A 20,396-nucleotide genomic window follows, 5' to 3' on the forward strand; every position below is an offset into this window, starting at 1 on the left:
CGGTGTCGGGCCTCTGGTGGGTGGAACGGGTGGCTAGCGGACGAAGACGCCCGCCTGGTTCGCCAGGTCCAGGAAGTACTGCGGGGCCACGCCCAGGACCAGGGTGACCACGACGCCCACGCCGATCGCCGTCATCGTCAGCGGTGACGGCACCGCGACCGTCGGGCCGTCGGCCTTCGGCTCGCTGAAGAACATCAGCACGATGACCCGGATGTAGAAGAACGCCGCGATGGCCGAGGCGATCACACCGACCACGACCAGCGCTCCCGCGCCGCCCTCCGCCGCCGCCTTGAAGACCGCGAACTTACCGGAGAAGCCGGAGGTCAGCGGGATACCGGCGAAGGCGAGCAGGAAGACCGCGAAGACCGCGGCCACCAGCGGCGAACGCCGGCCGAGCCCTGCCCACTTGGACAGATGCGTCGCCTCGCCGCCCGCGTCGCGCACCAGCGTGACGACCGCGAACGCGCCGATCGTGACGAAGGAGTACGCCGCCAGGTAGAAGAGGACGGACGAGACACCGTCGGGCGTCGCGGCGATCACACCGGCCAGGATGAAGCCCGCGTGCGCGATCGACGAGTACGCCAGGAGGCGCTTTATGTCCGTCTGGGTGATGGCGACGATCGCGCCGCCCAGCATGGTGATGATGGCGATGGCCCACATCACCGGCCGCCAGTCCCAGCGCAGGCCCGGCAGGACGACGTACAGCAACCGCAGCAGCGCGCCGAAGGCGGCCACCTTGGTCGCCGCGGCCATGAAGCCGGTGACCGGGGTGGGAGCGCCCTGGTAGACGTCCGGGGTCCACATGTGGAACGGCACGGCGCCGACCTTGAAGAGGAGCCCCATCAGGATCATCGCGCCGCCGATCAGCAGCAGCGCGTCGTTCCCCATGGTGTCGGCGAGCGCCGGACTGACGTTCTGGACGGTGCCGTCGACGACCTCCGCGATGCGCGCGTACGAGACGGAGCCCGCGTACCCGTACATCAGCGCGATCCCGAAGAGCAGGAACGCCGACGAGAAGGAGCCCAGCAGGAAGTACTTGACCGCGGCCTCCTGCGACATCAGCCGCTTGCGGCGGGCGAGGGCGCAGAGGAGGTAGAGCGGGAGCGAGAAGACTTCCAGCGCGATGAAGAGCGTCAGCAGATCGTTGGCCGCCGGGAAGGCGAGCATTCCCGCGATGGCGAACAGCGCCAGCGGGAACACCTCGGTCGTGGCGAACCCGGCCTTGACCGCGGCCTTCTCGCTGTCACTGCCCGGCACGGCCGCGGCCTGCGCGACGAAGGAGTCCGCGCGGTTGCCGTGGGTCTCCGGGTCGAGCCGGCGCTCGGCGAAGGTGAACACCGCGACGACCGAGGCCAGCAGGATCGTGCCCTGCAGGAAGAGCGTCGGGCCGTCGATGGCGATGGCGCCCATGGCCGCGATATGCGCCTTGGTCGTGCCGTATCCGCCGGCCGCGAGCGCGATCACCGCCGCGAAGGAGGCGGCCAGGGCGACCACGGAGAGGAAGAGCTGCGCGTGGTACCGCCCCTTGCGGGGGACGAACGCCTCGACCAGGATCCCCAGGACCGCGCCGCCCACCACGATCAGCATGGGGGCCAGCTGGGCGTACTCGATATTCGGGGCCGGGATCTTGTCGATCCCGTCGGCCGCCGTCGTTGTCCACAGGCTGTGGACAGCTGTCGCACTCACGGGGCGGCCTCCACCTCGGGCTTGGGATCGGTCTGCTGTACGTCGGACATCGTGTGCTGCACCGCCGGGTTGACGATCTCGGTCAGCGGCTTCGGATAGACGCCCAGGAAGAGGAGGAGCGCGATCAGCGGGGTGACGACCACCAGCTCCCGGACCCGCAGATCCGGCATGTTCCGGACCTCGGCCTTCACCGGGCCGGTCATCGTGCGCTGGTAGAGGACGAGCACGTACAGCGCGGCGAGCACGATGCCGATGGTGGCGATGATGCCGACCACCGGATACCTGCTGAACGTGCCGACCAGGACCAGGAATTCACTCACGAACGGGGAGAGCCCCGGCAGCGAGAGCGTGGCGAGACCGCCGATCAGGAACGTACCCGCGAGGACCGGCGCGACCTTCTGCACCCCGCCGTAGTCCGCGATGAGCCGCGAGCCGCGCCGGGTGATCAGGAAGCCGGCCACCAGCATCAGCGCGGCCGTCGAGATCCCGTGGTTGACCATGTAGAGCGTGGCGCCCGACTGGCCCTGGCTGGTCATCGCGAAGATGCCCATGATGATGAAGCCGAAGTGCGAGATCGACGCGTACGCGATCAGGCGCTTGATGTCGCGCTGGCCGACCGCGAGCAGCGCTCCGTAGATGATGCTGATCAAGGCCAGCACCAGGATCACCGGCGTGGCCCACTTGGACGCCTCCGGGAACAGCTGGAGACAGAAGCGCAGCATCGCGAACGTGCCGACCTTGTCGACCACCGCGGTGATCAGTACGGCGACGGGCGCGGTGGCCTCCCCCATGGCGTTGGGCAGCCAGGTGTGCAGCGGCCACAGCGGCGCCTTCACGGCGAACGCGAAGAAGAAGCCGAGGAAGAGCCACCGCTCGGTGCCGGTCGCCATGGTCAGCGTGCCGTCGGCCCGCGCCGCGGCGATCTCGGTGAGCGAGAACGTACCCGTGACGACATGGAGGCCGATGACCGCGGCCAGCATGATCAGGCCGCCGACCAGGTTGTAGAGGAGGAACTTCACGGCCGCGTACGTACGCTGCTTGGCCGCCGCCTCGTCCCCGCCCGCGTGGGCGCGGTCGCCGAAGCCGCCGATGAGGAAGTACATCGGGATGAGCATGGCTTCGAAGAGGATGTAGAAGAGGAAGACGTCGGTGGCCTCGAAGGAGAGGATCACCATCGCCTCGACCATCAGGATCAGCGCGAAGAAGCCCTGGGTCGGCCGCCAGCGGCGGTTCGGGTTCGCGTCCTCCATCGGGTCGGCGTCATGCCAGCCGGCCAGGATCACGAACGGGATCAGCAGCGCGGTCAGCGCCAGCAGCGCCACCCCGATGCCGTCCACGCCCAGTTCGTACCGCACACCGAAGTCCGCGATCCAGGCGTGCGATTCGGTGAGCTGGTAGCGGGCGCCGCCGGGCTCGAAGCGGACCAGCACGAGGGCGGCCAGCACGAGCGTGGCGAGCGAGAAGATCAGCGCCAGCCACTTGGCGGCGGTGCGCCGGGCGGCCGGGACGGCCGCCGTGACGATCGCGCCGACCGCGGGAAGCACCGCCGTCGCCGTCAGAAGAGGGAACGACATATCCGTTTACACCGCCCTCATCAACAGGGTCGCGGCGATGAGCACTGCCGTACCTCCGAACATCGAGACCGCATAGGTGCGGGCGTAGCCGTTCTGCAGCTTGCGCAGCCGGCCCGAGAGCCCGCCGAACGACGCCGCGGTGCCGTTGACCACTCCGTCGACCAGGGTGTGGTCGACATAGACGAGCGAGCGGGTGAGGTGCTCGCCGCCGCGGACCAGGACCACATGGTTGAAGTCGTCCTGGAGAAGATCGCGGCGGGCGGCGCGGGTGAGCAGCGAGCCGCGCGGGGCGGTCACCGGGACCGGCTTGCGTCCGTACATCACCCAGGCGATGGCGACACCGATCACCAGGACGACCATGGTGGCCGCGGTGACGGTGCCGGCGCTGATCGGCGGGTTGCCGTGCCGGTGTCCGGTGACGGGCTCCAGCCAGTGCAGGAAGCGGTCACCGATGGAGAAGAACCCGCCGGCGAAGACCGAGCCGAACGCCAGGATGATCATGGGGATCGTCATGGACCGCGGGGACTCGTGCGGATGCGGCGCGTTCCCCTTCTCGTCGGGCTGCCAGCGCTTCTCGCCGAAGAACGTCATCAGCATCACGCGGGTCATGTAGAACGCGGTGATCGCGGCGCCCAGCAGGGTCACGGAGCCGAGGATCCAGCCCTGCGTACCGCCCTTGGCGAAGGCCGCCTCGATGATCAGGTCCTTGGAGAAGAAGCCCGACAGGCCGGGGAAGCCGATGATCGCCAGATAGCCGAGGCCGAAGGTGACGAAGGTGACCGGCATGTACGTCCGCAGGCCGCCGTACTTCCGCATGTCGACCTCGTCGTTCATGCCGTGCATGACCGAACCGGCGCCGAGGAAGAGACCGGCCTTGAAGAAGCCGTGCGTCACCAGGTGCATGATCGCGAAGACATAGCCGATCGGGCCGAGGCCCGCCGCCAGGATCATGTAGCCGATCTGCGACATCGTCGAACCCGCGAGGGCCTTCTTGATGTCGTCCTTCGCGCAACCGACGATCGCACCGAAGAGGAGCGTGACCGCTCCGACCACCACGACCGCCAGCTGGGCGTCCGGGGCGGCGTTGAAGATCACGCCGGAGCGGGTGATCAGATACACGCCCGCGGTCACCATCGTCGCCGCGTGGATCAGGGCCGAGACCGGGGTCGGGCCCTCCATCGCGTCACCGAGCCAGGACTGCAGCGGCACCTGGGCCGACTTGCCGCAGGCGGCCAGCAGCAGCATCAGGCCGATCGCCGTCAGCTTGCCCTCGGTCGCGTCCCCCGCGGCCCCCAGCACCGGCCCGAAGGCGAAAGTCCCGAAGGTGGTGAACATCAGCATGATCGCGATCGACAGACCCATGTCGCCGACGCGGTTGACCAGGAAGGCCTTCTTGGCGGCCGTGGCCGCGCTGGGCTTGTGCTGCCAGAACCCGATGAGCAGGAACGAGGCGAGACCGACGCCTTCCCAGCCCACGTACAGCAGCAGGTAGTTGTCGGCCAGGACCAGCAGCAGCATCGCCGCCAGGAACAGGTTCAGATAGCCGAAGAAGCGGCGCCGCCGCTCGTCGTGCTCCATGTACCCGATCGAGTAGATGTGGATCAGAGTGCCCACACCGGTGATCAGCAGGACGAAGGTCATCGACAGCTGGTCGAGCTGGAAGGCGACGTCCGCCTGGAAGCTCTCGACGGGAATCCAGCTGAACAGATGCTGGTGCAGGGAGCGGTCTTCACCGGTCCTGCCGAGCATGTCGCTGAACAGCACCACCGCGATCACGAAGGACGCGGCGGCCAGCAGTGTGCCGAGCCAGTGGCCCGTGCGGTCGAGCCGGCGGCCGCCGCACAGCAGGACTCCAGCTCCCAGTAGGGGCGCCGCGACGAGCAGCGCAATCAAGTTCTCCACGATTCAGCGACCCCTCAGAGCTTCATCAGGCTGGCGTCGTCGACCGAGGCCGAGTGGCGCGAACGGAACAGCGACACGATGATCGCGAGCCCGACCACGACCTCCGCGGCGGCGACGACCATCGTGAAGAAGGCGATGATCTGGCCGTCGAGATTGCCGTGCATCCGGGAGAAGGCGACGAACGCGAGGTTGCAGGCGTTGAGCATCAGCTCGACGCACATGAAGACCACGATCGCGTTCCGCCGGATCAGCACGCCTGCCGCACCGATGGTGAACAGCAGGGAGGCGAGATAGAGGTAGTAGACCGGGTTCACTTGTTGATCTCCTCCTCCTCGCGGCCGAGCCGCTCCGCCGACCGCTGCTCCAGCGCCTTGAGGTCCGCGATGGCCTCGTGCGACACATCGCGGATCTGACCCCGGTCCTTGAGCGTCTTGTTGACCGTCAGCTCGGACGGGGTGCCGTCGGGCAGCAGCCCGGCGATGTCCACCGCGTTGTGCCGGGCGTAGACACCGGGGGCCGGCAGCGGCGGCAGCTGCGTGCCCTTACGGACGCGCTCCTCGGCCATCTCCCGCTGCGTCTTGGCCCGTTCGGTGCGCTCGCGGTGCGTGAGCAGCATCGCCCCGACGGACGCGGTGATCAGCAGCGCGCCGGTGATCTCGAAGGCGAAGACGTACTTGGTGAAGATGAGAGCGGCCAGTCCCTCGACATTCCCGCCGGCGTTGGCCTGGGCGAGTCCGGTGAAGGAGTTCAGCGAGGCGTGGCCGATCCCGCCGATGAGCAGGACACCGAAGCCGAGCCCGCAGGCGGCGGCCCACCAACGCTGGCCCTTGAGTGTCTCCTTGAGGGAGTCGGCGGCGGTGACGCCCACCAGCATGACCACGAAGAGGAACAGCATCATGATCGCGCCGGTGTAGACGATGATCTGGACGACGCCCAGGAAGTACGCCCCGTTGGCCAGGTAGAAGACCGCCAGGACGATCATCGTCGCGGCCAGCGACAGCGCGCTGTGCACGGACTTCTTCATCAGGATCGTGCAGAGCGCGCCGATCACGGCGACCGTGCCGAGGATCCAGAACTGGACGGCCTCGCCGGTCGAGGTGGTGGAGGCGGCGGCGAGCGTGTTCATGCACCGGCCTCCTTGTCGGACGGCGTCTCGCCCTTGCTCACCGCGGTCTGCTGGACCGTGCCGGGAGCGGCCTCGGTGACCAGACCCCGGTAGTAGTCCTGCTCGTCCGTGCCCGGGAAGATCGAGTGCGGCGACTCGACCATGCCTTCCTCGAGCCCGGCGAGCAGCTGCTCCTTCGTATAGATGAGGCTCTCGCGGGAGCTGTCGGCCAGCTCGAAGTCATTGGTCATCGTGAGCGCCCGGGTCGGGCAGGCTTCGATGCACAGTCCGCAGAGGATGCAGCGGGCGTAGTTGATCTGGTAGACGCGGCCGTACCGCTCGCCCGGGGAGTAGCGCTCCTCCTCGGTGTTGTCCGCGCCTTCGACATAGATCGCGTCCGCCGGGCAGGCCCAGGCGCACAACTCGCAGCCGATGCACTTCTCCAGACCGTCCGGATGACGGTTCAGCTGGTGCCGGCCGTGGAAGCGCGGCGCCGTCACCTTCTCCTGTTCCGGGTACTGCTCGGTCAGCCGCTTCTTGAACATGGCCTTGAAGGTCACGCCGAAGCCGGCCACCGGATTCCGGGGGGTACGGGGGGCGTCCCCCTGCGAAGAGTCAGACACCGTCAGCCTCCTTTCCATCACTCTCGGTACCGTCACTCACAGTATTGGCCCCGCCACTGACAATCAGCTCCCGCTCACGGCGCGGGCGCCTGCGCGGGACGGGCGGCAGCGTCTGCCCCGGCAGCGGTGGCACGGGATAGCCGCCCGCCATCGGGTCGAAGGCGGGAGGCTCCGGCTCGTTCGCCGCCTCGGCCTTCTCCTTCTTGTCGCGGAAGATGTCCGCGATGAAGGAGATCAGCAGGACCGCGATGACCGCCCCGCCGACGTACAGCACGATCGACTGGAAGTCGTAGTTCTCGTTCCGCAGTGCCCGTACGGTCGCCACGAGCATCAGCCAGACCACCGAGACCGGGATCAGGACCTTCCAGCCGAGCTTCATCAGCTGGTCGTAGCGGACGCGCGGCAGCGTGCCGCGCAGCCAGATGAAGAAGAACAGCAGCAGCTGGACCTTGACGACGAACCAGAGCATCGGCCACCAGCCGTGGTTCGCGCCCTCCCAGAAGGTGGAGATCGGCCACGGAGCGCGCCAGCCGCCCAGGAAGAGCGTGGTCGCGACGGCCGAGACGGTGACCATGTTGACGTACTCGGCGAGCATGAACATCGCGAACTTGATCGACGAGTACTCGGTGTTGAAGCCACCGACGAGGTCGCCCTCGGACTCCGGCATGTCGAAGGGGGCGCGGTTGGTCTCGCCCACCATCGTCACGATGTAGATGATGAAGGAGACCGGCAGCAGGATGATGTACCAGCGGTCCGCCTGCGCCTCGACGATCGCCGACGTCGACATCGACCCGGAGTAGAGGAACACCGAGGCGAACGCGGCGCCCATGGCGATCTCGTACGAGATCATCTGCGCGCACGAGCGCAACCCGCCGAGCAGCGGATACGTCGAACCCGACGACCAGCCCGCGAGGACGATGCCGTAGATCCCGATCGAGGCGACCGCGAGGATGTAGAGCATCGCGATCGGCAGGTCGGTCAGCTGCATCGTGGTGCGCTGGCCAAAGATCGAGACCTCGTTGCCTGCCGGGCCGAACGGGATCACGGCGATGGCCATGAAGGCCGGCACCGCGGCGATGATCGGCGCGAGGACATAGACGACCTTGTCCGCGCGCTTGACGATCAGGTCTTCCTTCAGCATCAGCTTGATGCCGTCGGCGAGCGACTGGAGCATGCCCCAGGGGCCGTGCCGGTTGGGGCCGATGCGCAGCTGCATCCAGGCGACGACCTTGCGCTCCCACACGATGGAGAAGAGCACGGTCACCATCAGGAACGCGAAGCAGAACACCGCCTTGATGAGCACCAGCCACCACGGGTCGCGGCCGAACAGCGACAGGTCCTCGGCCGCGAGAACAGTCTGCGGGGCCGCCGCGAATTGGGCGAAGGCGGTCATGCGCGCACCTCCGGTGCCGGGTTGGCGGGGCCGATACGGACCAGCGTGCCGGGGCGGGAACCGGTGTCGGCGAGGACACCGCCGCCCGTGGAGTTGAGCGGCAGCCAGACGACCCGGTCGGGCATCCGCGTCACCCGCAGCGGGAACGTGACCGTGCCCGCGGGGCCGGTGACGGCCAGTTCGTCGCCGTCCTTGACGCCCGTCTCCGCGGCCGTCGTGGCGGAGAGCCTGGCGACCACGGCGTGCCGGGTACCGGCCAGCGCCTCGTCGCCCTCCTGGAGACGGCCCTGGTCGAGCAGCATCCGGTGGCCGGCGAGAACCGCCTCGCCGTCGCCGGGCCGCGGCACGGGCCTGGACGGCTCCAGCGGTCCGTCGGCCCGGGGGCCTTCCCAGCCGCCGAGCCGGTCCAGCTCGGCGCGTACGGCCCTGAGGTCGGGCAGCGCGAAGTGCACATCCAGCGCGTCGGCCAGCATGTGCAGGACGCGCGCGTCGCTCGGTGCGAGCCGCCGTGTCATCTGCTCCGGCTTCAGCGAAGCCTCGAACAGCCGGGCCCTGCCCTCCCAGTTGAGGAAGGTGCCGGGCTTCTCGGCGACGGCCGCGACCGGGAAGACCACGTCCGCGCGGTCGGTGACCTCGCTGGGCCGCAGCTCCAGCGAGACCAGGAAGCCGACCGCCTCCAGCGCGGCCCGCGCGGCCGCCGGGTCGGGCAGGTCCGCGAGCTCGACGCCCGCGACGACCAGCGCGCCCAGCGCGCCGGTGGCGGCGGCCTCGATGATCTGGCCGGTGTCCCGGCCGTAGGCGTGCGGAAGCTCCCGTACGCCCCAGACCGCCGCGGTCTCCTCACGGGCCCGCGGGTCGGTGGCCGGACGGCCGCCGGGCAGCAGCGAGGGGAGCGCGCCCGCCTCGACCGCGCCGCGCTCGCCGGCCCGGCGCGGGATCCACACCAGCCTGGCGCCGGTCGCGGTGGCGGCCCTGGCGGCGGCGGTGAGTCCGCCGGGGACGGCGGCGAGCCGCTCGCCGACGACGATCACGGCGCCCGGCGCGCGCAGCGCCTCGGCGGCCTGCGCGCCGTCCCCGTCCAGCCCGGCGCCGGAGGCCAGGGCGTCCAGCCATTCGGTCTCGGTGCCCGGCGCGGCCGGCAGCAGCGTGCCCCCGGCCTTCTCCAGACCGCGGGTGGCGTGCGTGGCGAGCGAGAAGGTGCGCTGGCCGTGCTTGCGGTGGGCCTTGCGCAGCCGCAGGAAGACGCCGGGCGCCTCCTCCTCGGACTCGAAGCCCGCGAGCAGGACGGCCGGAGCCTTCTCCAGCGTGGTGTACGTGAGGCCCGTACCGTCCAGATCGCGGCCTCGGCCGGCGACATGGGCGGCCAGGAAGTCGGCCTCCTCGGCGCTGTGCACGCGCGCGCGGAAGTCGATGTCGTTCGTGTGGAGGGCGACCCGGGTGAACTTGGCGTACGCGTAGGCGTCCTCGACGGTGAGCCGGCCGCCTGCCAGCACACCTGCCCGGCCGCGCGCGGCGCCCAGACCGCGGGCAGCTGCCTCCAGCGCCTCGGGCCAGCTCGCCGGTTCGAGGACTCCGTCCGCGTTCCGTACGAGCGGGGTCGTGAACCGGTCGGGCTTCTGCGCGTAACGGAAGCCGAACCGCCCCTTGTCGCAGATCCACTCCTCGTTGACCTCGGGGTCGTCGGCCGCCAGGCGCCGCATGACCTTGCCGCGCCGGTGGTCGGTACGGGTCGCGCAGCCGCCCGCGCAGTGCTCGCAGACGCTCGGCGAGGACACCAGGTCGAACGGGCGGGAGCGGAAGCGGTACGCCGCCGAGGTCAGCGCGCCGACCGGGCAGATCTGGATGGTGTTCCCGGAGAAGTACGACTCGAAGGGGTCACCCTCGCCGGTGCCGACCTGCTGGAGAGCGCCGCGCTCCAGCAGCTCGATCATCGGGTCGCCCGCGACCTGGTTGGAGAACCGGGTGCAGCGGGCGCACAGCACGCACCGCTCACGGTCGAGCAGCACCTGGGTGGAGATCGGGACGGGCTTCTCGAACGTCCGCTTCTTGCCCTCGAAGCGGGTGTCCGGCTCGCCGACCTGCATGGCCTGGTTCTGCAGCGGGCACTCGCCGCCCTTGTCGCAGACCGGGCAGTCCAGCGGGTGGTTGATGAGCAGCAGCTCCATCACCCCGCGCTGGGCCTTCTCGGCGACCGGCGAGGTCAGCTGCGACTTGACGACCATGCCGTCGGTGCAGGTGATGGTGCAGGAGGCCATCGGCTTGCGCTGGCCCTCGACCTCGACGATGCACTGGCGGCAGGCGCCGACCGGGTCGAGGAGCGGATGGTCGCAGAAGCGCGGGATCTCGATGCCGAGCAGCTCGGCGGCGCGGATCACCAAGGTCCCCTTGGGGACGGAGATCTCGATGCCGTCGATCGTCAGCGAGACGAGATCTTCGGGCGGGACCGCCGCCTCGCCGCCTCCGGAGGGGGCAGACGTGGTGACTGTCATGCGTTCACCTCCAGGTGCGGGTTCTGGTCTGCCCACGCGGTGGTCTTCGCGGGGTCGAAGGGGCAGCCCTTGCCGTTGATGTGCTGCTCGTACTCCTCGCGGAAGTACTTGAGCGAGGAGAAGATCGGGGCGGCGGCGCCGTCACCGAGCGCGCAGAACGACTTGCCGTTGATGTTGTCGGCGATGTCGTTCAGCTTGTCGAGGTCGGACATCTGTCCCTTGCCGGCCTCGATGTCGCGCAGCAACTGCACCAGCCAGTAGGTGCCTTCGCGGCACGGCGTGCACTTGCCGCAGGACTCATGGGCGTAGAACTCGGTCCAGCGGGTGACGGCCCGTACGACACAGGTGGTCTCGTCGAAGCACTGGAGCGCCTTCGTGCCGAGCATCGAGCCGGCCGCGCCCACGCCCTCGTAGTCCAGCGGGACGTCGAGGTGCTCGTCGGTGAACATCGGGGTCGAGGAGCCGCCCGGCGTCCAGAACTTGAGCCGGTGTCCCGCCCGGATGCCGCCGCCCATGTCGAGCAGCTGGCGCAGGGTGAGGCCGAGGGGCCCTTCGTACTGGCCGGGGTTGGTGACATGGCCGCTGAGCGAGTACAGCGTGAAGCCCGGGGACTTCTCGGTGCCCATCGACCTGAACCAGTCCTTGCCGCGATGGAGGATCGCGGGAACGGACGCGATGGACTCGACGTTGTTCACCACAGTGGGGCACGCGTAAAGGCCCGCGACCGCCGGGAAGGGGGGACGCAGCCGGGGCTGTCCGCGCCGGCCCTCCAGGGAGTCCAGCAGCGCGGTCTCCTCACCGCAGATGTACGCGCCCGCGCCCGCGTGCACGATGACATCGAGATCGAGTCCGCTGCCCAGGATGTTCTTGCCGAGGTAGCCCGCCGCGTACGCCTCGCGTACCGCTTCGTGCAGCCTCCGCAGTACGGGGACGACCTCGCCGCGGAGATAGATGAACGCGTGCTGCGAGCGGATCGCGTAGCAGGCGATCACGATTCCCTCGATGAGGGAGTGCGGATTGGCGAAGAGGAGAGGGATGTCCTTGCAGGTCCCCGGCTCCGACTCGTCCGCGTTGACGACGAGGTAGTGCGGCTTGCCGTCGCCCTGCGGGATGAACTGCCACTTCATCCCGGTGGGGAAGCCCGCGCCGCCGCGGCCGCGCAGACCCGAGTCCTTGACGTACGCGATCAGATCGTCCGGCGACATGGCGAGGGCCTTCTTGAGGCCCTCGTACCCGTCGTGCCGCTCGTAGGTGTCCAGGGTCCAGGACTCCGGCTGGTCCCAGAAGGCGGACAGCACGGGCGCGAGGAGCTTCTCGGGGCTGGTCCCGTTCTCGTCGAGCTCGGTGGCCATGGTCATCACTCCCCCTCCTCGGCAGCGGGTCCGGCCGGGTTGGCCGGGTCGGAGGCCGATGTCTGCTGCGGTGCGTCGTGCGAGCTGAGGTGCTGCGAGCCGGGCTGCGGCTCGTCACGCGGGGCCCCGGAGTCGCGCGGGCGGACCACGCGCGGCTGGGGCTCCTCACCCTTGGCGAGACGCAGGCCCGCGAGCGACGCGGGTCCGGCACCGCCGGTGGCCTCGACGGCGCCGGGGCGCTCGTCGGGGAAGCCGGCGAGGATGCGCGCGGTCTCCTTGTAGGTGCACAGGGGGGCGCCGCGGGTGGGCTCGACGGGGCGGCCTTCGCGCAGATCGTCGACGAGCCGCTTGGCGCTGTCCGGCGTCTGGTTGTCGAAGAACTCCCAGTTGACCATCACCACGGGCGCGAAGTCGCAGGCCGCGTTGCACTCGATGTGTTCGAGCGTGACCTTGCCGTCCTCGGTCGTCTCGTTGTTGCCGACGCCGAGGTGCTCCTTCAGCTCGTCGAAGATGGCGTCGCCGCCCATCACCGCGCAGAGCGTGTTGGTGCAGACACCGACCTGGTAGTCACCGCTCGGCTTGCGGCGGTACATGGAGTAGAAGGTCGCGACGGCCGTGACCTCCGCGGTGGTCAGGTCGAGCTGCTGGGCGCAGAAGGCCATGCCCGTACGGGAGACATAGCCCTCCTCCGACTGCACGAGGTGCAGCAGCGGGAGCAGCGCGGACCGCGACCCGGGGTAGCGGGCGATGATCTCCTTGGCGTCCGCCTCGAGCCTGGCCCGTACATCGGCCGGGTAGTCGGGGGCGGGGAGCTGCGGCATACCCAAGCTGGTCGGGGATGCGGGGGTGGTCCCCCCGGAAGACATGGTGGTCACCGGTCGACGCCTCCCATCACGGGGTCGATGGACGCGACGGCGACGATGACATCGGCGACCTGGCCGCCCTCACACATCGCCGCCATGGACTGGAGATTGGTGAAGGACGGGTCGCGGAAGTGGACCCGGTACGGGCGCGTGCCCCCGTCGGAGACGACATGCGCGCCGAGCTCGCCCTTGGGCGACTCCACGGCGGCGTACGCCTGGCCCGCCGGAACCCGGAAGCCCTCCGTCACCAGCTTGAAGTGATGGATCAGGGCCTCCATGGAGGTGCCCATGATGTTCTTGATGTGGTCGAGCGAGTTGCCGAGGCCGTCCGGGCCGAGCGCGAGCTGCGCGGGCCAGGCGATCTTCTTGTCGGCGACCATCACCGGTCCCGGCTCCAGCCGGTCCAGGCACTGTTCGACGATCCGCAGCGACTGGCGCATCTCCTCGAGACGGATGAGGAAGCGGCCGTACGCGTCGCAGGTGTCGGCGGTCGGTACGTCGAACTCGTACGTCTCGTAGCCGCAGTACGGGTCGCTCCTGCGCAGGTCGTGCGGGAGCCCGGCGGAGCGCAGGATCGGTCCGGTGGCGCCCAGCGCCATACAGCCGGCCAGATCGAGATAGCCGACGTCCTCCATGCGCGCCTTGAAGATGGGGTTGCCGGTGGCGAGCTTGTCGTACTCCGGCAGGTTCTTCCGCAGCGTCTTCAGCAGCTCGCGGATGTGGTCGACGGCGCCCGGGGGGAGGTCCTGGGCGAGTCCGCCGGGCCGGATGAACGCGTGGTTCATGCGCAGGCCGGTGATCAGCTCATAGGCATCGAGAATCAGTTCACGATCACGGAAGCCGTAGATCATGATCGTCGTCGCGCCGAGCTCCATACCGCCGGTGGCGATACAGACCAGGTGCGAGGAGAGCCGGTTCAGCTCCATCAGCAGGACGCGGATGATGGTGGCCCGGTCCGGGATGGTGTCCTCGATGCCGAGCAGCTTCTCCACGCCCAGGCAGTACGCCGTCTCGTTGAAGAACGACGTCAGGTAGTCCATGCGCGTGACGAAGGTGGTGCCCTGCGTCCAGTTGCGGAATTCGAGGTTCTTCTCGATACCGGTGTGCAGATAGCCGATGCCGCAGCGGGCCTCGGTGACGGTCTCGCCCTCGATCTCCAGGATCAGCCGCAGCACTCCATGGGTGGAGGGGTGCTGAGGACCCATGTTGACGACGATGCGCTCGTCGTCGGCCTTGGCCGCGGACTGGACGACCTCGTCCCAGTCGCCGCCGGTGACGGTGTATACGGTGCCCTCGGTCGTCGCGCGGGGCGTTGCGTGGGGAGCAGACATCAGGAGTACGACCTCCGCTGGTCCGGAGCCGGGATCTGGGCGCCCTTGTACTCGACGGCGATGCCGCCGAGCGGATAGTCCTTGCGCTGCGGGAAGCCCTGCCAGTCGTCCGGCATCATGATCCGGGTCAGGGCGGGGTGGCCGTCGAAGATCAGGCCGAAGAAGTCGTACGTCTCGCGCTCGTGCCAGTCGTTGGTCGGGTAGATCGCGACCAGGGACGGCACATGCGGGTCGGCGTCCGGGGCGGACACCTCCAGCCGGATCAGCCGGCCGTGGGTGAGCGAGCGCAGGTGGTACACCGCGTGCAGCTCACGGCCCGTGTCGCCCAGGAAGTGGACGCCCGACACACCGGTACAGAGTTCGAAGCGCAGCGCCGGGTCGTCACGCAGGGTGCGCGCGACCTGGACGAGATGCTCGCGGGCGATGTGGAAGGTGATCTCGCCGCGGTCGACGACCGTCTTCTCGATGGCGTTCTCCGGGACGAGTCCCTGCTCCTCCAGAGCGCCTTCCAGCTCGTCGGCGATCTCGTCGAAGACCCCGTCGGGGCCGCCGTACGGCCGGGCGGAGGCGCCCGGCAGCGTCACGGTCCTTACGAGACCGCCGTAGCCGGAGGTGTCGCCGCCGTTGTTGGCGCCGAACATGCCCTTCCGCACGCCGATGACCTCCCCGGTGTCGTCACGCGGGGAGGGAACGTTATTTCCGGACTCCTGTTCGCCAGGTCCGGATCGCTGCTCGTCACTCACTGCAGCAGCCCCTTCATCTCGATCATGGGGAGCGCCTTGAGGGCCGCCTCCTCCGCCTCACGGGCCGCTTCCTCCGCGTTGACCCCGAGCTTGGAGCTCTGGATCTTCTGGTGGAGCTTGAGGATGGCGTCCATCAGCATCTCGGGGCGCGGCGGGCAGCCGGGCAAATAGATGTCAACAGGGACAATATGATCAACACCCTGCACAATCGCGTAATTGTTGAACATACCGCCCGATGATGCGCAAACCCCCATGGAGATCACCCACTTCGGGTTCGGCATCTGGTCATAGACCTGCCTCAGCACGGGCGCCATCTTCTGGCTCACCCGCCCGGCCACGATCATCAGATCGGCCTGGCGCGGCGAGCCGCGGAAGACCTCCATGCCGAACCGCGCCAGGTCGTACCGCCCGGCGCCGGTCGTCATCATCTCGATGGCGCAGCAGGCGAGGCCGAAGGTGGCGGGGAAGACGGACGACTTCCGCACCCAGCCCGAGGCCTGTTCGACGGTGGTCAGCAGGAAACCGCTCGGCAGCTTCTCTTCGAGTCCCATTGGTGGCCCCTCAGCCCCTTTAGTCCCATTCCAGACCGCCGCGCCGCCACACATACGCGTAGGCGACGAAGACGGTGAGCACGAAGAGCAGCATCTCCACGAGCCCGAAAATCCCCAGAGCGTCGAAAGTGACGGCCCAGGGGTAAAGGAAGACGATCTCGATATCGAAGACGATGAAGAGCATCGCCGTCAGGTAGTACTTGATGGGGAAACGGCCGCCTCCGGCCGGCGTGGGAGTGGGCTCGATGCCGCACTCGTACGCTTCAAGTTTCGCCCGGTTGTACCGCTTTGGACCGATAAGCGTGGCCATGACCACGGAGAAGATCGCAAACCCAGCCCCGAGGGCGCCGAGCACGAGGATGGGTGCGTAGGCATTCACGCCCCTCAGCTCCTTCCAGTCGTCCTTGACCGTTGATCCGCACCGGGCGATTCACTTCACCGCCCCACCGAGGATCGCCGGTCTTTACCGAAGATCGTCTACATGTGAGGCAGTTCACAAGCCCGACTGCCCCGCATCCTATGCCTGTCGGTCTGTGATCTGCGACACGGGGTACGACAACACCTTTGTGATCTCCACCACCGGGCGAAGGATCATGAAGTCGGATGAGCGGTGATCTTCACACGCAAAGCCGTTGACCGATCACCATATGTGACATCCATGTCCATCGCCGCTGGTCGGAGGCTTGCTTCGCTATCAAGCGTTGCACCATACAGGCAAATTGGCGAGTAACTGCTTTCGAGTGATAAGGCACCGGGCCTCACCCGCGCGAGGGGGCGCGGGAAATGGGGTGGACACGTGCACGCGTTCACGAGCAACCGGCACGCGTTCACGAGCGACCGGGTGTCGACGCCGCCGGCGCCGGAGGACTGCTCGTAATCGGCCGTGCGCACTCCGCAATCGCCCCTCCGGAGGCGCCTCCTTGATCGTCCGGACCGCCGATCAGTGATCACACTGTGACCTGTACCACTCCACTCAACCTCCGCGACAAGCGGGCTTGGCCATGAGTGTGAAGGGGTGGTAAGTGGCGGGCAATCCGGACCTTTCTCGGAAACCCTGTGATCACAGCCGTGATCACCCATGTCCGTTTCGCCCGTTACGGCGTCAATAAAGCCCGACCGTAAGCGGATTAACAGGTTCCGAACGTAACTGTGGCGCAACACACGTTGCTTGACGGGAACCAGGTCCCGCCTGATAGCCGTAGTTCTTATGTCCCACACCGCTCACATACCCAGCCACCGGAAGCCCCGCCGCAGCGCGTCGAGAGTCGCCCTTCGCGCCGGAGTTGCCGGTGGCGTCCTCAGCACCATCGCGGTGGCCGGTGCCGCCGGACCGGCCAACGCCGAACCGGTGACCGAGACCATCGAAATGCCGACGCTCACCTCTGGGCTCGCCGGCAGCATCGCGCAGTCCGCGGACGCCACCCAGCAGGTCGCGTTCACCCTGGAGCTGCGCGCCCAGGAAGACGCCGCCGCCACCAAGGCCGCCGAGATCGCCAAGAAGGCCAAGGCCGAGGCGCAGCGCAAGGCCGAGGCCAAGAAGAAGGCCGAGGAGGCCGCACGCGCCGAGGCAGCCGCCACCGAGCGCGCGTCCCGCTCCGCCGCGCGCACGACGCTCGCCGCGGCCTCCACGAGCTCGGGCTCCGACTCGGGGTCGAGCTCCGCCTCCGCGTCCGCCTCGCAGGCCACCGGCTCCGCTGCCGCCGTCCTGGCGTTCGTCCAGGCCCAGCTCGGCGACGCGTACGTGATGGGCTCCACCGGCCCCAACGCCTGGGACTGCTCCGGGCTCGTCCAGGCGGCGTACCGCCAGATCGGCGTCGACCTCCCCCGCGTCTCGGGCGACCAGTCCACGGCCGGCACCCAGGTCTCCCTGTCGAACCTCCAGCCGGGCGACATCCTCTACTGGGGCGGCGCGGGCAGCGCGTACCACACGGGTATCTACGTGGGTGGCGGCCAGTTCATCGGTGCGCAGAACCCCAGCACCGGCGTGGTGCAGAAGTCCCTGGACTGGGATCCGCCGAGCGGCGCGGTCCGCGTCCTCTGACACGTCGGCGTCCCGCTGAAGTAGCCGTAGATGTAGTACCTGTAGCTGTAGCACCGTACGAATACGGCGAAGGCCCGCACCCCGCTCGGGGGGATGCGGGCCTTCGCCGTACCCGGACACCGGATGACGGGCGGAGCCAACCGCCAGTGGGTAGTAATGACTTGAAGTACATCGCACCAGGGGCGTTCTTCGAGCCCAGGAGGCACCACCCATGAGCATCAAAGGCATCGACGTCTCGTCATACCAGAGCTCTACCTACGGCACGGCCGGCCTCGACTTCGTATTCGTCAAGGCCACCGAAGGGACGTCCTACATCAACCCGCGCATGACCGCGCAGGCCCAGCACGCCCGCGCCGCCGGGCTGGTGGTCGGTTTCTACCACTTTCTCCGCCCCGGTGACATGAAGGCGCAGGCCGCGTACTTCGTCGAGGAGTGCGCCAGCATCGAGGGCGACCCCCTGTTCGCCGACTGGGAGGACACCGGGGTCTCCTGCGCCGAGAAGGACAACTTCTTGGCGCAGGTGAAGCGCCTGCGCGGCGCCACCCACCGGGTGGGGCTGTACTGCGGTCAGTACTTCTGGCTGAACCGCGACACCACCAGCGACGCGGGCGACGCCCTGTGGATCGCGGACTACGTGACCGCGGGAAAGCCCCGGATCAAGGCCACGTGGACGTTCCACCAGTACACCGACACTCCCGTCGACACGAACCTCGGCGCGTTCGCCGACCGCGCCGCACTGCGGAAGTGGGCCCGCGTCGGCTGAGGGGTGTCCTGCTTGCCCCGACGGTCGCTCAGGCCTTCGGGGCCACCTTCGACAGGCCGTTGATGATGCGGTCCATCGCGTCGCCGCCGGTCGGGTCCGTCAGGTTCGCCAGCATCTTCAGCGTGAACTTCATGAGCAGCGGATGCGTCAGACCGCGCTGCGTCGCGATCTTCATGACCTTCGGGTTGCCGATGAGCTTCACGAACGCGCGGCCCAGCGTGTAATAACCGCCGTAGGTGTCCTTGAGGATCTTCGGGTAGTGGTGCAGGGCCAGTTCGCGCTGCGCCGGGGTGGCGCGGGCGTGCGCCTGGACGATGACATCCGCGGCGATCTGGCCCGACTCCATCGCGTACGCGATGCCCTCGCCGTTGAACGGGTTGACCAGGCCGCCCGCGTCACCGACCAGCAGCAGGCCCTTGGTGTAGTGCGGCTGGCGGTTGAACGCCATCGGCAGCGCCGCGCCGCGGATCGGCATCGTCATGTTCTCCGGGGTGTAGCCCCAGTCCTCCGGCATCGAGGCGCACCAGGCCTTGAGCACCTCGCGCCAGTCCAGCTCCTTGTAGGCGGAGGAGGAGTTGAGGATGCCCAGGCCGACGTTGGACGTGCCGTCGCCCATGCCGAAGATCCAGCCGTAGCCGGGCAGCAGCCGGTCCTCGCCGGGGCCGCGCCGGTCCCACAGCTCCAGCCAGGACTCCAGATAGTCGTCGTCGTGGCGGGGCGAGGTGAAGTACGTACGGACCGCCACACCCATCGGCCGGTCCTCGCGCCGGTGCAGCCCCATGGCGAGCGACAGCCGCGTCGAGTTGCCGTCGGCGGCGACGACGAGCGGCGCGTGGAAGGTGACCGGGGTCTTCTCCTCGCCCAGCTTGGCGTGCACGCCGGTGATCCGGCCGGTGCGCTCGTCGGTGATCGGGGCGCCGACGTTGCACCGCTCGTGCAGCCGGGCTCCGGCCTTCTGCGCCTGCCTCGCGAGTTGTTCGTCGAAGTCGTCGCGCTTGCGCACCAGTCCGTAGTCCGGATAGCTGGCGAGATCCGGCCAGTCCAGCTGGAGCCGGACGCCGCCGCCGATGATCCGCAGGCCCTTGTTGCGCAGCCAGCCGGCCTCTTCGGAGATGTCGATGCCCATCGACACCAGCTGCTTGGTGGCACGCGGCGTGAGACCGTCGCCGCAGACCTTCTCGCGCGGGAACGCCGTCTTCTCCAGCAACAGGACGTCCAGGCCCGCCTTGGCGAGGTAGTACGCGGTCGTCGAGCCGGCCGGGCCCGCACCGACGACGATCACATCTGCGCTGTTTTCGGAGAGGGGCTCGGTCACAGCGGGTTCTCCCGAAGACTCGAAATTGCGTACCGAACGGCACTGGGCATGTGCAGTCTATGGGTGCGTACTGACACCTCCAGTGAAGGGCCACCTTCGTGAAGAACATGACCGAGCCGCTCCCCGTGGTCCAGCTCCGCGTCCCCACGGATGAGGACGCACTCGCCTGGCACCGGGCCTTCGACGACCCCGACGTGATGGAGTTCCACGGCGGGGAGTCGGCGGAACTGTCGGTGTACGAGGAGCTGACCGCCCGTCAGCGTAGACACGACGCGGAGCGCGGGTTCTGCTTCTGGACGATGCTCGACGAGAACGACGAGGTCATCGGCTTCACCGGCGCCCAGCCCTGGCCGCACGAGTCGTTCGGTCCGGTCGGCGAGATCGAGATCGGCTGGCGGCTGGGCCGGGCGCACTGGGGACGTGGTTACGCCACGGCCGCCGCGCGGGCCACCCTGGAGCGGGTACGCGCGGCGGGCGTCGGCCGGGTCGTGGCCATGGTCAACTCCCGCAACACGCGCTCGGTCGCGGTGACGCGGCGGCTGGGGATGGAGCTGGTGGAGACGTACACGACGCCGGTGTCCAAGCAGGAGGCGTACTGCTTCCGGCTGGAGCTGTGAGCCGACGCCGCTGAAGCCGCCGGATCAACCCGTCGGCTCAACCCGCCG

General features: G+C 68.5%; 18 protein-coding genes. 3 read left to right on the forward strand and 15 right to left on the reverse strand.

What is annotated here, in order from left to right:
* Window positions 1-33: 33 nt before the first annotated feature.
* The 14 genes from nuoN to ACZ6MZ_RS31010 are packed head-to-tail and all read right to left on the reverse strand — an operon-like array spanning window position 34 to window position 15,991.
* Window positions 34-1,686, reverse strand: coding sequence for an NADH-quinone oxidoreductase subunit NuoN (gene nuoN / locus ACZ6MZ_RS30945; protein ID WP_469355735.1), 1,653 nt, complete (start codon window positions 1,684-1,686; stop codon window positions 34-36).
* Window positions 1,683-3,260: an NADH-quinone oxidoreductase subunit M gene (locus ACZ6MZ_RS30950; protein WP_389785941.1), complete on the reverse strand. Its 1,578-nt coding sequence runs from the start codon at window positions 3,258-3,260 to the stop codon at window positions 1,683-1,685. Before ACZ6MZ_RS30950 ends, nuoN begins: the two co-directional genes overlap by 4 nt.
* 6 nt (window positions 3,261-3,266) lie before the next feature.
* Complete coding sequence (nuoL, locus tag ACZ6MZ_RS30955) at window positions 3,267-5,162, reverse strand: NADH-quinone oxidoreductase subunit L (protein WP_389785944.1); 1,896 nt, start codon at window positions 5,160-5,162, stop codon at window positions 3,267-3,269.
* 14 nt (window positions 5,163-5,176) lie between these two features.
* Complete coding sequence (gene nuoK / locus ACZ6MZ_RS30960; protein WP_365638577.1) at window positions 5,177-5,476, reverse strand: NADH-quinone oxidoreductase subunit NuoK; 300 nt, start codon at window positions 5,474-5,476, stop codon at window positions 5,177-5,179.
* A complete protein-coding gene (locus ACZ6MZ_RS30965; protein ID WP_384185826.1) occupies window positions 5,473-6,288 on the reverse strand; it encodes an NADH-quinone oxidoreductase subunit J in 816 nt (271 codons plus the stop codon). Before ACZ6MZ_RS30965 ends, nuoK begins: the two co-directional genes overlap by 4 nt.
* On the reverse strand, window positions 6,285-6,908 hold the full coding sequence (gene nuoI, locus ACZ6MZ_RS30970) for an NADH-quinone oxidoreductase subunit NuoI (protein ID WP_384185829.1): 624 nt from the start codon (window positions 6,906-6,908) through the stop codon (window positions 6,285-6,287). Before nuoI ends, ACZ6MZ_RS30965 begins: the two co-directional genes overlap by 4 nt.
* The gene (gene nuoH, locus ACZ6MZ_RS30975) at window positions 6,883-8,283 is read right to left on the reverse strand and encodes an NADH-quinone oxidoreductase subunit NuoH (RefSeq protein ID WP_384185832.1); all 1,401 of its coding nucleotides are present in this window, start codon (window positions 8,281-8,283) and stop codon (window positions 6,883-6,885) included. Before nuoH ends, nuoI begins: the two co-directional genes overlap by 26 nt.
* A complete protein-coding gene (locus ACZ6MZ_RS30980; protein ID WP_389785947.1) occupies window positions 8,280-10,772 on the reverse strand; it encodes an NADH-quinone oxidoreductase subunit G in 2,493 nt (830 codons plus the stop codon). The genes nuoH and ACZ6MZ_RS30980 overlap by 4 nt, the downstream gene beginning before the upstream one ends.
* Complete coding sequence (nuoF, locus tag ACZ6MZ_RS30985) at window positions 10,769-12,130, reverse strand: NADH-quinone oxidoreductase subunit NuoF (RefSeq protein ID WP_384185838.1); 1,362 nt, start codon at window positions 12,128-12,130, stop codon at window positions 10,769-10,771. The genes ACZ6MZ_RS30980 and nuoF overlap by 4 nt, the downstream gene beginning before the upstream one ends.
* The gene (nuoE, locus tag ACZ6MZ_RS30990; RefSeq protein WP_384185840.1) at window positions 12,130-12,945 is read right to left on the reverse strand and encodes an NADH-quinone oxidoreductase subunit NuoE; all 816 of its coding nucleotides are present in this window, start codon (window positions 12,943-12,945) and stop codon (window positions 12,130-12,132) included. Before nuoE ends, nuoF begins: the two co-directional genes overlap by 1 nt.
* A 50-nt stretch (window positions 12,946-12,995) precedes the next feature.
* Window positions 12,996-14,318: an NADH-quinone oxidoreductase subunit D gene (locus tag ACZ6MZ_RS30995; RefSeq protein WP_384185843.1), complete on the reverse strand. Its 1,323-nt coding sequence runs from the start codon at window positions 14,316-14,318 to the stop codon at window positions 12,996-12,998.
* On the reverse strand, window positions 14,318-15,061 hold the full coding sequence (locus ACZ6MZ_RS31000) for an NADH-quinone oxidoreductase subunit C (protein ID WP_384185846.1): 744 nt from the start codon (window positions 15,059-15,061) through the stop codon (window positions 14,318-14,320). The genes ACZ6MZ_RS30995 and ACZ6MZ_RS31000 overlap by 1 nt, the downstream gene beginning before the upstream one ends.
* Complete coding sequence (locus ACZ6MZ_RS31005; protein ID WP_389785953.1) at window positions 15,058-15,612, reverse strand: NuoB/complex I 20 kDa subunit family protein; 555 nt, start codon at window positions 15,610-15,612, stop codon at window positions 15,058-15,060. Before ACZ6MZ_RS31005 ends, ACZ6MZ_RS31000 begins: the two co-directional genes overlap by 4 nt.
* Window positions 15,613-15,631: 19 nt before the next feature.
* Window positions 15,632-15,991 (reverse strand): NADH-quinone oxidoreductase subunit A, encoded by a 360-nt coding sequence (locus ACZ6MZ_RS31010; RefSeq protein ID WP_003992243.1) that lies wholly within the window; start codon window positions 15,989-15,991, stop codon window positions 15,632-15,634.
* Window positions 15,992-16,819: 828 nt separating this feature from the next.
* On the opposite strand from ACZ6MZ_RS31010, the gene ACZ6MZ_RS31015 reads away from it, so the two are divergent.
* Together ACZ6MZ_RS31015 and ACZ6MZ_RS31020 are read left to right on the forward strand one after the other, a co-directional pair.
* Window positions 16,820-17,653: a C40 family peptidase gene (locus ACZ6MZ_RS31015; protein ID WP_469355741.1), complete on the forward strand. Its 834-nt coding sequence runs from the start codon at window positions 16,820-16,822 to the stop codon at window positions 17,651-17,653.
* Between the two features lie 211 nt (window positions 17,654-17,864).
* Window positions 17,865-18,416, forward strand: a complete 552-nt coding sequence (locus tag ACZ6MZ_RS31020; protein ID WP_469355743.1) for a glycoside hydrolase family 25 protein — start codon at window positions 17,865-17,867, stop codon at window positions 18,414-18,416.
* A gap of 28 nt (window positions 18,417-18,444) precedes the next feature.
* Here ACZ6MZ_RS31020 and ACZ6MZ_RS31025 read toward each other — a convergent pair whose 3' ends face one another.
* Window positions 18,445-19,731 carry a geranylgeranyl reductase family protein gene (locus ACZ6MZ_RS31025; RefSeq protein WP_469355745.1) on the reverse strand — a complete coding sequence of 429 codons (1,287 nt, stop codon included), beginning with the start codon at window positions 19,729-19,731 and terminating at the stop codon, window positions 18,445-18,447.
* Window positions 19,732-19,838: 107 nt separating this feature from the next.
* Between ACZ6MZ_RS31025 and ACZ6MZ_RS31030 the strand changes: the two genes are divergently transcribed.
* Entirely contained in the window at window positions 19,839-20,348 is a 510-nt protein-coding gene (locus ACZ6MZ_RS31030; protein WP_469355747.1) for a GNAT family N-acetyltransferase, read from the forward strand.
* Window positions 20,349-20,396: the final 48 nt, after the last annotated feature.

Source organism: Streptomyces sp. NPDC042201 (assembly GCF_055582185.1).